15 protein-coding genes and 1 pseudogene are annotated in these 13,218 nt (G+C 66.1%); 6 read left to right on the top strand and 10 right to left on the bottom strand.

The genetic code is table 11. From position 1 onward, the window contains the following. Positions 1–47 precede the first annotated feature (47 nt). A complete protein-coding gene (locus J2T07_RS01495) occupies positions 48–884 on the top strand; it encodes a hypothetical protein (RefSeq protein ID WP_306846789.1) in 837 nt (278 codons plus the stop codon). Then, the gene (locus tag J2T07_RS01490; RefSeq protein WP_430539299.1) at positions 881–1,714 is read left to right on the top strand and encodes an NAD-dependent protein deacetylase; all 834 of its coding nucleotides are present in this window, start codon (positions 881–883) and stop codon (positions 1,712–1,714) included. The genes J2T07_RS01495 and J2T07_RS01490 overlap by 4 nt, the downstream gene beginning before the upstream one ends. Here the strand turns inward: J2T07_RS01490 and tadA are convergent. The 5 genes and pseudogenes from tadA to J2T07_RS01465 form a co-directional block, all read right to left on the bottom strand. Beyond that, entirely contained in the window at positions 1,711–2,208 is a 498-nt protein-coding gene (gene tadA / locus J2T07_RS01485; RefSeq protein WP_430539298.1) for a tRNA adenosine(34) deaminase TadA, read from the bottom strand. The two genes, J2T07_RS01490 and tadA, sit on opposite strands and share 4 nt — an antisense overlap. A gap of 147 nt (positions 2,209–2,355) precedes the next feature. Then, complete coding sequence (locus J2T07_RS01480; protein WP_306846788.1) at positions 2,356–2,907, bottom strand: DNA-3-methyladenine glycosylase I; 552 nt, start codon at positions 2,905–2,907, stop codon at positions 2,356–2,358. A 43-nt stretch (positions 2,908–2,950) separates the two neighbouring features. Further along, positions 2,951–3,412 carry a nuclear transport factor 2 family protein gene (locus J2T07_RS01475; protein ID WP_306846787.1) on the bottom strand — a complete coding sequence of 154 codons (462 nt, stop codon included), beginning with the start codon at positions 3,410–3,412 and terminating at the stop codon, positions 2,951–2,953. Between the two features lie 152 nt (positions 3,413–3,564). Beyond that, a pseudogene (locus J2T07_RS01470) lies at positions 3,565–4,659 on the bottom strand (NADH:flavin oxidoreductase/NADH oxidase); the annotation flags it as partial. Between the two features lie 75 nt (positions 4,660–4,734). Continuing rightward, positions 4,735–5,571, bottom strand: coding sequence for a helix-turn-helix transcriptional regulator (locus tag J2T07_RS01465; protein WP_306846785.1), 837 nt, complete (start codon positions 5,569–5,571; stop codon positions 4,735–4,737). A gap of 94 nt (positions 5,572–5,665) precedes the next feature. Here J2T07_RS01465 and J2T07_RS01460 point away from each other — a divergent pair, with 94 nt between their 5' ends. Then, on the top strand, positions 5,666–6,562 hold the full coding sequence (locus J2T07_RS01460; RefSeq protein WP_306846784.1) for an SDR family oxidoreductase: 897 nt from the start codon (positions 5,666–5,668) through the stop codon (positions 6,560–6,562). 70 nt (positions 6,563–6,632) lie between these two features. Here J2T07_RS01460 and J2T07_RS01455 read toward each other — a convergent pair whose 3' ends face one another. Next, positions 6,633–7,301: an O-methyltransferase gene (locus J2T07_RS01455; protein WP_306846783.1), complete on the bottom strand. Its 669-nt coding sequence runs from the start codon at positions 7,299–7,301 to the stop codon at positions 6,633–6,635. A 92-nt stretch (positions 7,302–7,393) separates the two neighbouring features. Here J2T07_RS01455 and J2T07_RS01450 point away from each other — a divergent pair, with 92 nt between their 5' ends. Next, entirely contained in the window at positions 7,394–8,026 is a 633-nt protein-coding gene (locus J2T07_RS01450) for a TetR family transcriptional regulator (protein WP_306846782.1), read from the top strand. A 2-nt stretch (positions 8,027–8,028) separates the two neighbouring features. Here J2T07_RS01450 and J2T07_RS01445 read toward each other — a convergent pair whose 3' ends face one another. After that, positions 8,029–8,511, bottom strand: a complete 483-nt coding sequence (locus tag J2T07_RS01445; protein ID WP_306846781.1) for a MarR family winged helix-turn-helix transcriptional regulator — start codon at positions 8,509–8,511, stop codon at positions 8,029–8,031. Between the two features lie 45 nt (positions 8,512–8,556). Between J2T07_RS01445 and J2T07_RS01440 the strand changes: the two genes are divergently transcribed. Then, positions 8,557–10,068, top strand: coding sequence for an FAD-dependent oxidoreductase (locus tag J2T07_RS01440; protein WP_306846780.1), 1,512 nt, complete (start codon positions 8,557–8,559; stop codon positions 10,066–10,068). 7 nt (positions 10,069–10,075) lie between these two features. On the opposite strand, the gene J2T07_RS01435 is transcribed toward J2T07_RS01440, so the two are convergent. Then, a complete protein-coding gene (locus tag J2T07_RS01435; RefSeq protein WP_306847923.1) occupies positions 10,076–10,957 on the bottom strand; it encodes a LysR family transcriptional regulator in 882 nt (293 codons plus the stop codon). A 122-nt stretch (positions 10,958–11,079) separates the two neighbouring features. On the opposite strand from J2T07_RS01435, the gene J2T07_RS01430 reads away from it, so the two are divergent. Then, positions 11,080–11,955, top strand: coding sequence for an aldo/keto reductase family oxidoreductase (locus J2T07_RS01430; RefSeq protein WP_306846779.1), 876 nt, complete (start codon positions 11,080–11,082; stop codon positions 11,953–11,955). 13 nt (positions 11,956–11,968) lie between these two features. Here the strand turns inward: J2T07_RS01430 and J2T07_RS01425 are convergent, their stop codons facing one another. Continuing rightward, positions 11,969–12,445 carry a VOC family protein gene (locus J2T07_RS01425; RefSeq protein WP_306846778.1) on the bottom strand — a complete coding sequence of 159 codons (477 nt, stop codon included), beginning with the start codon at positions 12,443–12,445 and terminating at the stop codon, positions 11,969–11,971. Positions 12,446–12,540: 95 nt separating this feature from the next. Then, on the bottom strand, positions 12,541–13,209 hold the full coding sequence (locus J2T07_RS01420) for a TetR/AcrR family transcriptional regulator (RefSeq protein WP_306846777.1): 669 nt from the start codon (positions 13,207–13,209) through the stop codon (positions 12,541–12,543). Between the last annotated feature and the right edge of the window lie 9 nt (positions 13,210–13,218).

Below are 13,218 nucleotides of genomic sequence, written 5' to 3'. Positions count from 1 at the left end.
TGGAGCATCGTGGGCGGGCCGCAGAGTTGAGCACATCACGCCCTCCGATGCCACTCCTGCATCGCATCGCCGACTGGTGGAAGACCCGTGGAGACATGGCTGCGCGGCTGCGCATCGAGGCCAGCAGCAGCCTGCCCCAGCTGCTGGGCAGGGTTGGCCGCCGCTACGCCCAGGATGCGCTCGCGCGCGGCATCCGGCTCGACTTCGAGATCGACCCGGCGCTCGGCGGCAACCTGCAAGGCCCGTTTTCCACACTTGGCCGAGCACTGTCCTTGCTGCTGGAACACGCGCTCCATGCCCGCACCGGGTATGTCGCGTTACACGTGGACGTGGTCGGCGACGACGCGGGAACGCAGATCGTGCATTTCACGGTGGCCGATGAACACAGGCCCATCGCGGACGACCACGCTTGCCTGGACGACGTAGCGGGGATGGTCGCCGCCATCGGCGGCGTGGTCCATCGTGAATGGGACGCGGACATCGGCAACCGGATCATCATCGAACTTGCCTTCGAACGGCCGCGCGTGCCGCCACGCATCGACGTGGACGCCTTGCGTTCCACGCTCGGAGGCGAAGACGCGCTGCGGCAAGTGATCGTCGCACTCGACCGCGCGTTGAGCAGCGACCTCGCCGGCCTCGGGGCGCTGCTCGTCGAGCCGGGAACCACCCACCTGCAGGCCTGGCTGCACAGGGTATCCGGCGCCCTCGGCATGGCCGAGGCCACCGAGTTGTCCTGCGTCGGACTGGCACTTGAACGGGAACTGGAGCAAGGGCGCCACCGTTACCTCGACCAGGCGATCGTGCGCTTCGCCGACGACGCCGGCCAGGTGCTGCAAGCCCTCCGAGAACACGCCGGGCCGATGGGCTATAGTTCCGGGTCGTGAGTACCCTGCCCTCCCTCGACACCGCCATCGAAGATCCGCTGCGTGGCTTCATCGACGCGCATCCACGCTTGTTCGTCCTGACCGGCGCGGGCATAAGCACCGATTCGGGCATTCCCGACTATCGCGACGATCGCGGTGCCTGGAAACGAAGCCCGCCGATGACGTTGCAGGCATTCATGAGCGGGCCTGCCGCGCGGGCGCGCTATTGGGCGCGCGGCATGATCGGCTGGCGCCATTTCGCCAGCGTCGCGCCAAACGTGGCACATCGGGCCCTGGCGGCCATGGAACGTGCGGGCCGTATCGAATTGCTGCTCACGCAAAACGTCGATGGCCTGCACGAGCAGGCCGGGAGCCTGAATGTCGTCGACCTGCACGGCCGGCTCGATCGCGTGCGTTGCATGCAATGCGGCGACATCACCACGCGAGAGGCCATGCAATCGCGCCTGCAGGAGGCGAACCCTACATGGATGGCCTTGCAGGCCACCGTCGCGCCGGACGGGGACGCCGATCTCGACGAAGTCGATTTCTCCGCGTTCTCCGTCCCACCTTGTCTGGTGTGTGGCGGCATCCTCAAGCCGGACGTCGTCTTCTTCGGCGAGAACGTCCCCCGTGCCCGCGTGGACACCGCATGGGCGCACCTGGGCCGGGCGGATGCCATGCTGGTCGTGGGATCGTCGCTGATGGTTTATTCGGGCTACCGGTTCGTGCTCGAGGCATCGCGCCGCGGCTTGCCGGTCGCCTCGGTGAACCTCGGGGTGACGCGAGCCGACGGCTTGATCCCATTGAAGATCGAGCGCTCCTGCGCTGAAGCACTGGCGCCGTACGCCTAGCGCCTCTCGCGGAAAAAGCGGCGCAGCAGATCGCCCGCCGCCTCGGCTTCCAGGCCGCCCGCCACCTCGACGCGGTGGTTGTGCCGGGGCGACACCAGGGTGTCGAAAACGCTGCCCGCCGCCCCGGTCTTCGGATCGGTGGCCCCGAACACCACGCGTGCGATGCGCGCGTGCACCATCGCCATCGCACACATCGCGCACGGCTCCAGGGTGACGTAGAGCGTGGCCCCGGGGAACCGGTAGTTCGACAGCGTTTCACCCGCCGCACGCAGTGCCTGGATCTCCGCATGCGCGGTGGGATCGTTGAGCGTGATGTTCCGGTTCCAGCCCTCGCCGACCGCGACACCGTCGAGCACGACCACGGCGCCGACCGGCACCTCGCCTTCCGCATCCCGTGCGTGCTCGGCCAATTCGAGCGCGCGAGCCATCCACGCACGGTCGGCCTCGTCGAACGTGGCGTGACTGACGGACGGAATGGCGTCGTTCGGGAGCAAGGCGGCAAACCCATGTGCGGAGCCCGCGATTCTACGCCACAGCCCCACGGGAACCGAGCCCGCCCTGGGCCTCAGCTGGTGCCTGCCTGCAGCCAACAATCCGGTGGAGCAGCCACCCGGCGGGAGCGGACCCTGTCGGCGCGCCCCTCAACGCCTGAAACACCCCAACGAATGATCGTCCACGATCCCGACCGCCTGCATCCAGGCGTAGGTGATCGTCGGTCCCACGAACTTGAACCCGCGCTTCTTCAGGTCTTTCGAGATGGTGACCGAAAGCGGCGTCTGCGCCTGCACGGTGCGGCCATCGCCACGCAGCACCTTCCCCTCGCTGTACGACCAGCAATAGCGGTCGAAGTCCTCTCCACGGTCGCGCATGTCTTCATAGATGCGGGCACCCTTGATCGTGGCTTCGATCTTGGCGCGCGAGCGGATGATGCCGGGATCGTCGAGTAGCCGCAGGATGTCCTTCTCGCCGAAGCGGGCGACCTTGGCGGGGTCGAATCCCTTGAACGCTCTTCGAAAATTCTCCCGCTTGCGCAGGATGGTGATCCACGAAAGACCGGCCTGGAAACCCTCGAGCATCAATTGCTCCCACAGCATGCGCGAGTCGTGCAGCGGCACGCCCCACTCCGTGTCGTGATATTCCAGGTATAGCGGGTCCGTTCCCGCCCAGGCGCAACGCTTGGGTTCTTTGCTCATGAATCGTCCTCGGCCTCATGTCCACGCACGGCCGAGGAAGATATCAGAGGCCGAGGTCCGACAGTCCCGGATGGTCGTCGGGGCGGCGGCCGAGTGGCCAATGGAACTTGCGCTCGCTTTCCTTGATCGGCAAGTCGTTGATGCAGGCATAGCGATGGTGCATCTCGCCTGCGTCGTCGAACTCCCAGTTCTCGTTGCCATAGGACCGGAACCAGTTGCCGCTGTCGTCGCGCCATTCATAGGCGAAGCGCACGGCGATGCGGTCGCCGGTGAATGCCCAGAGTTCCTTGATCAGGCGGTACTCCAGCTCTTTCGCCCACTTACGGGTGAGGAAGGCGACGATATCGGCCCGTCCGTTGACGAATTCGGCGCGATTGCGCCAGCGGCTGTCCGGCGTGTACGCCAGGGCCACCTTCTCCGGGTTACGGCTGTTCCAGCCGTCTTCGGCCAGACGGACCTTCTGGACGGCGGTTTCGTGCGTGAACGGGGGAATGGGCGCTGCCATGCTCGCTCTCCTTGCTGGAGGGGGTGTCAAGTGTAACGACGGCTGCGACAGGGCGACTTGCATCATCTTGTCGCAGCCCCGTCACCTCACCAGTACGCGCCGCTCTCGTCCCGCTTCCACGATGCCGTCGGCCCGACCGGCCCGTCGACGCCGAACAGGTGACGGTGCCGCGCGGGTTGCGAGCGCAGGTACTGCTTCGGCGGAAGCACGGTGGCGCCCAGTTCGGCGGCTGCGTGCCAGGGCCAGCGCGGGTCGTAGAGGATCGTGCGTGCCAGTGCCACCATGTCCGCGTCGCCGGTGGCGACGATCGCCTCGGCTTGCTCGGGGCTGGTGATGAGACCGACCGCCACCACGGGCATCTTCACGGCCTGCTTCACGGCGCGCGCGAACGGCACCTGGTAACTCGGGCCGACCGGGATGCGCTGCGCAGGGTGGAGCCCGCCGGTGGAAACATGGATGGCATCGCAGCCACGGGCTTCCAGCGCCTTGGCGAAGGCGATCGTCTGCGCCAGGTCCCAGCCGCCCTCCACCCAGTCGGTGGCCGATACACGCATGGTGACCGCCCGGTCGACGGGGAACGCCGCGCGCACCGCCTCGAAGACCTCGAGCGGGAAACGCATGCGGTTCTCCAACGATCCACCGTATTCGTCCGTGCGACGGTTCGACAGCGGGGAAAGGAACTGGTGCAACAGGTAGCCGTGCGCGCCGTGCAACTGGACGAAGTCCAGTCCCAGGCGCGCTGCGCGGACCGCCGCCGCCACGAAAGCATCGCGGATACGGACCATGCCCTCGCGATCCAGGGCCACGGGGGCTACGTCGCCCTCATTGAACGGTACGGCGGATGGGGCGACCGTCTGCCACCCGTGCGGATCGTCCGGCGTGAGCTGGTGCCCACCCGCCCAGGGAACCTCCGTGGATGCCTTGCGTCCCGCGTGACCGAGCTGGATGCCGATCGCGGTATGCGACCAGCGGCGGACGCTTTCGAGGGTGCGCCGCATCGCTTCCTCGGTGGCGTCGTCGTACAGGCCGACGTCGCCCCACGTGATACGGCCTTCGGGCAGCACGCCCGTCGCCTCGATCGTCAGCAGCGACGCGCCGGACATGGCGAGCTGGCCGAGGTGGATCTGGTGCCAATCGTTCATCTGGCCGTTCTCGGCCGAGTACTGGCACATGGGCGCGATGACGATACGGTTTGGCAACTCCAGGCGACGTACCTGGATCGGCTTGAATAGCGCGGGTTGCGCCATGGTGGTTCTCCTGGAGGGGTTTCGAAGATGCAAGACCACCACATGGTGTCGCATGGAGGATTGGCAACCCTTGTTCTAATCCGGCGATACGGCCAGGAGGGCTCGTATGCTCGCTGCGTCCTCGGGCGTGGCCGGGTTGTATACGATCATGCTGAGATCGGGCCGGCCATCGACCGTGAACGCGGAGTATTCCATCGTCAACAGGCCGCCATCCGCACGACGAAAAATTTTCGTGCCCCCGCCGTGGTTGCTCACGTCGTGGTTACGCCACATCGCATCGAACTCGGCGCTTTGGTTGCTCAACTCGGCGACGAAGGATTCGATCTCCTTCGACGCCCCCGCGCGCGCGACGTCCGCACGGAACGACGCGACGACGAAACGCGCGACGCTTTCCCAGTCGAGCTGTCGCTCCCTGACACGGGAATGGGAGAAGATCAGGCGCAAGATGTTGCGGTCCGCGGCCATGAGTTCACCGTAGTCGGTCAAGACCGCCGCCGCGGCGCGGTTCCAGGCGATCACGTCCCACGTGGCGGTACGCACGATGGCCGGGCTGAGGTCGAAGGCATCGAGCACGCGCTGCAAGCGCGGCGTCACGTCCCCCACCGCCTGATAGCGAACCTCTGGCGGCCGGCCCAGGCCGAGCAGGAAGAGATGCTCGCGTTCGACATCGGTAAGCATGAGCGCACGCGCGATGCGGTCGAGCACGTCGGCCGATGGAGCGCCACCCCTTCCCTGTTCGAGCCACGTGTACCAGGTGGCGCTGACGTTGGCGCGTTGGGCGACTTCTTCGCGGCGCAAGCCTGGCGTGCGCCGCCGTACCAACGGGAATCCCAGGGCGGCCGCGTCGAGCTTCGCGCGGCGGTCCCTCAGGAACTCCCCAAGCGCGTTGTCCTTGGCCAGCGGCGCACTCATCGTATTAGTTCCCATACCCGTATAACGTCACTACTTCACCCCGATCGATCATCTGTGGAGAGTACGCCCATCATTCGATCGACGGGAGATTTCCATGCGTGTGTTCGTGACAGGTGCAACGGGTTTCGTCGGCTCGGCCGTCGTGAAGGATTTGCGAAATGCGGGACATGCCGTGCTCGGTCTCGCCCGCTCCGACGCTGGCGCTGCGTCGTTGCTCGATGCAGGCGCGGAGGTGCACCGAGGCTCCCTGGAGGATCTCGACAGCCTGCGCCGCGGGGCGTCCATGGCGGATGCCGTGATCCATGCGGGCTTCAACCACGACTTCTCCCGCTTCGCGGAAAACTGTGCGATGGACCGCGCCGCCATCCTGGCGCTTGGCGAAGCCCTTCAGGGTTCGCAGCGCCCCCTGCTGGTCACCTCCGGCGTCGCGCATCTCGCCCATGGTCGCCTCGCCACGGAAGAAGACGGGCCCGTGCCGACATCCAGCACCTATCCCCGCGCCTCGGAAACGACGGCGTTCGAACTCGCGGCGCGTGGCGTGCACGCATCGGTGGTTCGCCTTCCTCCTTCCGTGCATGGCGAAGGCGATCACGGGTTCGTGCCGCGCCTTATCCAGTTCGCTCGCGAGAAAGGCATGGCCGCATATATCGGCGAGGGAACCAACCGATGGCCTGCCGTGCATCGCATGGACGCCGCACGCCTGTACCGGCTCGCCCTGGATGCCAATGCGATCGGCGGCCGCTTCCATGCCATCGCCGAAGAAGGTGTGTTATTCCGGGACATCGCCGCGGTGATCGGCCGCCGCCTGGGCGTTCCCGTCGCAAGCAAGACAATCGAGGAAGCGAAAGCTCACTTCGGCTGGTTCGGCATGTTCGCCGGGATCGACGCGCCGACATCGAGCGAACGGACGCGCGCGCGGCTCGGCTGGCAGCCGACGCAGCCAGGCTTGCTCGCCGATATCGACCAGCCGGCTTACTTCGAAGGCGCTTGACGAGCCAGCACCACGTGCATGGCGTTCTCACCCTGGGCTTGTTCGACCACCGCATAGCCCAGGGTGGTCCTTAACCTCCGATCCGCACGGACAACTCGACATCCTCGTCGAAAGGCATGGACAGGTAGCCACGCGCCGGCGAACGCACGCGCGCCACATAGTCGGGGCTGTAATCGGCGTTGTCGGCGACGATGAAGGCACCCGGCCTCAAGCGGCTTTCCACCAGGTCGAGAACGGCGGGATAGAGAGCCTTGGCACCATCTAGCAGGAGCAGGTCGATGGTCTCGGGAAGGTCGGCACTCAACGTTTCCAGCGCATCGCCCTCGCAGATCTCGACCAGATCGGCGAGGCCACCGGCAATGAGGTTATCCCTTGCCCGCGCCACCTTGGACGGCTCGAACTCGGTCGTGATCAGGCGGCCACCGCCGTTGTCGCGCAGGGCGGCGGCGAGATGAAGGGTCGAGATGCCGAACGAGGTGCCGAACTCGACGATCGTCCGTGCGCCGCAGCCGCGTGCCAGCATGTAGAGCAGCTTGCCCGTCTCGCGGGAAACGGCCAGCGGCATGTCCTTCAGGCGTCCATAGAAGTCCAGGTATTCGGTCGTGCTGCGCATGAGGCGCTCGTGGTCGTCGCGCGAGAGCTCGGCGATGGCGGGCGCGCTTGCCGGGGAGGTCTGGTCCGCTTCGTGGAACAAGCGGTCGATCAGCGTGGCGAGCGGCGTGGCGGTAAGGGTGGACATGCGGTTTCTCCGGTCTGAAATGCGCTTGGGTTCGCGCCGGACTAGAATGCGATGGATTACTCACGTTTTCTAATCGCATTACGGCGCCGTCCATGACCGATCGCAGAAATCCGCCTATTTCCTCGCGAAAACAGCCCAAACAGGCTCGCTCGTCCGGGCTTGTCGCCACCATTCTGGAAGCCGCGGCTCAGGTTTTGGCCAAGGAAGGCGCGCACCGATTCACCACGGCCCGGGTGGCCGAGAAAGCGGGCGTCAGCATCGGTTCGCTTTACCAATACTTTCCGAACAAGGCGGCCATCCTCTTTCGCCTGCAGAGCGATGAATGGCGGCAGACGACCGACCTGCTACGCGAGATCCTCGAGGACACGCGCCACCCGCCGCTGGCACGCCTGCGCACCCTCGTCCACGCCTTCATCCACTCGGAATGCGAAGAGGCCGCGATGCGCGTGGCCCTCAACGATGCCGCCCCGCTCTATCGCGATGCGCCCGAAGCGCGGGAAGTGAAGGCATCGGGCGAACGCACGGTCCAGGCCTTCATGCGGGAGGCACTGCCGGATGCTCCGGAAGCCGTCCGTGTACTTGCTGGCGACCTGATCACGACGACGTTCGGCGCGGTGGGCAAGCAGTTTTCGGAAAGACCACGCACGCACGCGGAAATCGAGGCGTACGCCGATGCCATGGCCGACATGTTCTGCGCGTACCTGAAGGGTATTCAGTGCGCTTGAAGTCACGATGCGGACACGATCTCGATATCCCTCGCAAACTTCTGTAGCAAGCGCACGAGTTCATCCAGGTCCTTCTCCTCCCAGTTCGCGAGGAGCTTTCGACCAAGACGCACGCGAGCGGCATCCAGGGCGTCCGTCATCGCCTGGCCCTTCGAGGTGACGATGGCCTCGCGGACGCGGCGGTCCTCGCCACCCGTGCGGCGCTCGACCAGGCCAAGGCTTTCCAGCTTCGCCAATTGTCGGCTGACAGTGGTGTAGTCACGCCCCACCCGCCCGGCGAGATCGACGACACCGATGGGCCCGAAGCGTTCGACCACCACCAGGAGCGGGAACAAGGCGCGATCGAGCGATATCCCGGCCTCCCCGATCAACCTGTCGTCACCTTCGGGGCGATTGATGACGTGGACGATGCTCAGCAACGCGCCATGCAGCTCGCGTATCCGGGCCGATATATGTGTATCTTGCACATTTTTCTTCGCAGGCATACCCTCTCCTCCACTTGCGTGCATATTACACATAAAGGAGTGGACATGACGAACGACACCCGGGCGGACGTACTCATCTGCGGCGCGGGCGCGAGCGGCCTCACGCTCGCCATCGAACTGGCGAGGCGAGGCGTGTCGTTCCGTCTCGTCGAACAAAAGGAAACGCCCTTCCATGGCTCGCGTGGCAAGGGCCTTCAGCCGCGGACCCTGGAAGTTTTCGAGGACCTCGGCATCTTGGAACGCATCGTGGCGGCGGGCGGCCCCTATCCCCGGCAGCGTTCATATCGCGACGACGGCGGGTATACCGAATCCGCGCTCATGGAACACATGGATTCCACGCCTGCCGAACCCTACCCCGCCGCCGTGATGCTCCCGCAGTACCTCACCGAGCAGGTGATGCGCGAACGACTGGCCGAACTCGGTCATCGACCCGCTTTCGGGCACGCCCTCGTCGGGTTCGAACAGGATGCCGCCGGCGTCTCCGCCCGGATCGCCGGCCCGCAAGGCGAGCAAACCATCCGCGCCCGTTACCTGGTGGGCACCGATGGCGGCCGGAGTACCGTGCGCCAGATGGCGGGCATCGATTTCCCCGGAAAGACCCTGGGTGCGCGCGGCCTTGTGGCCGACGTGGTGTTGACGGGTCTCGATCGAAACGCGTGGCACCGGTTTCGCGAAAGCGATCCGCAAAGACAGATCGCCATATGCCCGCTTGCCGGTACCGAATTGTTCCAGATACAGGCTCCGGTACCGCTGGAAGGCGACATCGACTTGTCTGTAGAAGGTCTCATGGCCATGGTCGCCGAACGCACGGGTCGCGACGACATCCGCATCGTTTCGGTGTCCTGGGCTTCGGCCTTCCATATGCATGCGCGACTTGCCGATCGCTATCGGGTGGGTCGCGTTTTCCTCGCCGGCGACGCCGCCCACACGCATCCGCCGACCGGGGGGCAAGGCCTCAACACCAGCGTGCAGGACGCCTATAACCTGGGCTGGAAACTCGCGGCAGCGATCGGCGGCGCCCCCGATGCCCTGCTCGACAGCTACGAGCAAGAACGCCGTCCCATCGCCGCCGATATGCTCGGCCTCTCCACGCAACTGCTCGATTCACTCCAGCGTGGAGACCTGCGGCGCGGTCGTGAGGTTCGCCAGCTCGACCTCGGTTACCCGCGCTCGGCGCTGGCGTTGGATCGGCCCAAGCGCGCACTTGGCCTCGCGGCGGGCGACCGTGCGCCCGACGCGCCCGTGCATGGTGCGGCGGGTATGCCCACGCGTCTGTTCCAACTTTTCAAGGGAACGCATTGGACGCTGCTGGGCTACGAGGTGGAGCGCGACGCGGTACCGACACACGCAGGTCTGCACATCCACACGTTCGGCGTGCGTGGCGACCTGATCGACGACGGTGTGCACTTCGGCGATGCGTACACACCCTCGCCGGGCAATTGGATACTCGTTCGACCAGACGGCTACGTCGGCGCGATCGTTTCGACAAGCCATCTCGATGCGCTGGAGGAATACCTTCGGCACGTCGGCTTCGCGGAGGAAGGCGTGGCCGTCTGAGGAACGGCTAGACGGCCAAGGCACGAACGAAGTCGACGAAAGCCTTGAGCGGCGGCGGCACCAGGCGCCGCCCGGGGTAATAGAGGAAGGGTCCGGAAAAACTCTGCCACCAAGGCTGGAGGATCGGTTCGAGCGTGCCACTGTCGAGGTACGGACGAAGCCAGTCCTCGAAAAGATAGATGATGCCGGTGCCGGCGAGCGCGGCGTCGACCATGAGATCGGCGCCACCACCGATCCGCACGATCAGCGGCCCGGTAGGGTCCACGCGAACGACCTCGCCGTCGCGCTCGAACTCCCACGGCGGAATCGTGCCGCTGGGAAAGCGGCCGCGCAGGCAGGCATGGCCGATGAGTTCGTGCGGATGCGCCGGTCTGCCGCGGCGCGCGAGATACGACGGTGCCGCCGCCGTGGCGAAACACTGCACGCGAGGTCCGATCGGCACGGCGATCATGTCTTGTTCCAGCCGCTCGTCGTAGCGAATACCGGCGTCGCATCCGGCTTCGAGGATGTCGACGAAGTTTTCCTCGGCGACGACCTCCAGGCGTATGTCCGGGTAGGCGGCGAGGAACGGTGGCACGATCGCGGGCAGCACCAGCCGCGCGGCGACCACGGGAACGTTCAAGCGGAGCGTCCCTGCCGGCCTGTCGCGGAAGTCGTTCACCGTCTCGAGCGCCGCTTCCACTTCGGTCAGCGCGGGCCCGAGCCGCGACAACAGGCCCTTGCCCGCATCGGTGGGGGCGACGCTTCGGGTCGTCCGGTTGAGCAAGCGGACGCCCACGTGAGCCTCCAGGCGGCGCACCGCCTCGCTGAGGCTGGACGCACTGGTCCCATTCGCCCGCGCGGCTTCACGGAATCCGCCGGCACGCGCCACCGCGACGAGCGCGTTCAGATCGTTCAGGTCGATTTTCATCGTTCGCCGCTCCGCACAGCCCGTGCGGATTGTGCCGGATTATCGGAACGGTGGAGAGTGGCTATCTTGCTGGGCTCATCCGCATCCGAAGAGAAACCACCATGTCCAGCATCGACCGGTCCGGAACGTTCACCCTCGGCGACCGCCGCGTGCAGCGTATGGGCTACGGCGCCATGCAGCTCGCTGGCCCAGGTGTGTTCGGCCCGCCCAAGGACCACGACGCGGCGATGGCCGTGCTGCGCGAAGCCATCGCGTCCGGCGTGAACCACGTCGACACCAGCGACTTCTATGGCCCGCATGTCACCAACCGCTTGATCCGCGAGGCGCTCGCGCCCTACCCCGACGACCTCGTCATCGTCACCAAGATCGGTGCCCTGCGAGGCGAGGATAAGTCGTGGCGCCCGGCTTTCTCCGCCAAGGAACTCACCCAGGCGGTCCACGACAACCTCCGCAACCTCGGCCTCGACGTACTCGACGTGGTCAACCTGCGGATCATGTTCGACGTGCACGGCCCGGCCGAAGGATCGATCGAGGCGCCTCTCACCGCATTGGCCGAACTCCAGCGGCAAGGCCTCGTGCGCCACATCGGGCTGAGCAATGTCACCTCGACCCAGGTCGCGGAAGGACGACGAATCTGCGACATCGTGTGCGTGCAGAACCAGTACAACCTCGCGCACCGCGGCGACGACGCGCTTATCGACGAACTCGCCGGCCAGGGCATCGCCTACGTGCCGTTCTTTCCGCTGGGCGGTTTCAGCCCGTTGCAGTCGTCCATCCTGTCCGACGTGGCGCGGCGTCTGGACGCCACGCCGATGCAGGTGGCGCTCGCCTGGTTGCTTCGCCGCGCACCGAACATCCTTCTCATTCCCGGCACATCCTCCGTCGCGCACCTTCGGGAGAACCTCGCCGTTGCCGGATTGAATCTGCCTGACGACGTCATGTCGGAACTGGACGGCGTGGCGACCCGGTCGGCCTGAGCGGCACGCCGGCTTAGCTGCCGCGAAAGGCTGCCTCGATCCCCGCGATATCGATCTTGCGCATCGACATCATGGCCTCCATCGCCCGCTTGGCGGCGGCGCGATCGGGATGGCTCATCGCCGCGAGCAAGGCGCGCGGCGTGATCTGCCAGGAGAAGCCCCAGCGATCCTTGCACCAGCCGCAGACATTCTCCTCGCCGCCGCCGTCGACGATCGCTTTCCAGTAGCGGTCCGTCTCGGCCTGGTCGTCGGTCAGGACCATGAAGCTGACCGATTCGTTGGCCTTCACGTCCGGCCCGCCGTTGATGCCGACGAAGGCCTGGCCGAGCACGGTGAACTCGACGATCAACTCGGTGCCCGGCGGGCCGCCAGGATGATCCGTCGCGACGCCGACATGGCTATCCGGGAAGGTCGCCGCGTAGAACTCCGCGGCCTTGCGTGCTTCGTCGCCATGGAACAACAGACAGTTCGTGAATTTACCGTCGGTCATCTCGCTTCTCCGTGGTCGGGTAGCATGTCCCGCGACTTTAGCCATACCCGCGAGATGTGTCGAACCGGCCGAGGGCCGGATGGCGACCGCGCAGGTCAGCGACCGCGCCGTGATGCGATGCCGCCCAGGATGAGATCGACCCCCGCGAGGAAATCCGCGCGGTCGTCGTGCTCGCGCATGCGGCTGGCGACGCTGCGCGTGAAGGGATACTCGTTCGGGTCGAGCTGGGACCAGACCGTCGCCATCGCTCCCAGAAAATCGGAGCGGTCGATGTCGTGCGCGCGGGCGAACTGCGTGTTGGCGGCGTTCTGCCCGGCAACGCCCAGGATGTAGTGCAACAGTGCCGAGGCCGCCGTCCATTGGTCTTCATCGGACAGGCCGAGGGCGCGGACCTGCTGGCCCAGGCATTCGACGATCCTCAGCATGGGCGCCTGTCCCGCCGCGCGGGTGAGTGTCGAGCCGACCCAGGGATGCGCATCTATCGCGTCGAACAGGCCGAGGGCCAAGGCGCGGATGGTGTCTTCAGGCGAGGCTCCGGCCGCGCACGGCGCCATCGTGCGCGCGACGACCGCATCGCAAGCCGCGGTCAGCAAGTCGCCCTTGTTCTCGACGTGCCAATAGATCGCGCCGGCCCCGGTCGCCAAGCGCTCGGAGAGCGCGCGAAAGGTCAGCCCGTCTTCTCCACGGCTGTCCAGAAGCGCGATCGACGCCGCGATGATGCGGTCCCGCGATAGCGATTCTTCTCGTCGTACACGCTTGCCCATGCGCCGTAT

Source organism: Luteibacter jiangsuensis (assembly GCF_030812295.1).
Classification (GTDB): Bacteria; Pseudomonadota; Gammaproteobacteria; order Xanthomonadales; family Rhodanobacteraceae; genus Luteibacter; species Luteibacter jiangsuensis_A.
This window is presented reverse-complemented; position numbering and strand designations above follow the sequence as displayed.

Bases quoted from the DNA above. Each gene is read 5' to 3' on its own strand.
- J2T07_RS01460 (WP_306846784.1), top strand. From the start codon at position 5,666: ATGCGTGTGTTCGTGACAGGTGCAACGGGTTTCGTCGGCTCGGCCGTC.
- J2T07_RS01420 (WP_306846777.1), bottom strand. From the start codon at position 13,209: ATGGGCAAGCGTGTACGACGAGAAGAATCGCTATCGCGGGACCGCATC.
- J2T07_RS01475 (WP_306846787.1), bottom strand. From the start codon at position 3,412: ATGGCAGCGCCCATTCCCCCGTTCACGCACGAAACCGCCGTCCAGAAG.
- J2T07_RS01445 (WP_306846781.1), bottom strand. From the start codon at position 8,511: ATGCCTGCGAAGAAAAATGTGCAAGATACACATATATCGGCCCGGATA.
- J2T07_RS01465 (WP_306846785.1), bottom strand. From the start codon at position 5,571: ATGAGTGCGCCGCTGGCCAAGGACAACGCGCTTGGGGAGTTCCTGAGG.
- J2T07_RS01495 (WP_306846789.1), top strand. From the start codon at position 48: ATGCCACTCCTGCATCGCATCGCCGACTGGTGGAAGACCCGTGGAGAC.
- J2T07_RS01430 (WP_306846779.1), top strand. From the start codon at position 11,080: ATGTCCAGCATCGACCGGTCCGGAACGTTCACCCTCGGCGACCGCCGC.
- J2T07_RS01480 (WP_306846788.1), bottom strand. From the start codon at position 2,907: ATGAGCAAAGAACCCAAGCGTTGCGCCTGGGCGGGAACGGACCCGCTA.
- J2T07_RS01440 (WP_306846780.1), top strand. From the start codon at position 8,557: ATGACGAACGACACCCGGGCGGACGTACTCATCTGCGGCGCGGGCGCG.
- J2T07_RS01450 (WP_306846782.1), top strand. From the start codon at position 7,394: ATGACCGATCGCAGAAATCCGCCTATTTCCTCGCGAAAACAGCCCAAA.
- J2T07_RS01455 (WP_306846783.1), bottom strand. From the start codon at position 7,301: ATGTCCACCCTTACCGCCACGCCGCTCGCCACGCTGATCGACCGCTTG.
- J2T07_RS01425 (WP_306846778.1), bottom strand. From the start codon at position 12,445: ATGACCGACGGTAAATTCACGAACTGTCTGTTGTTCCATGGCGACGAA.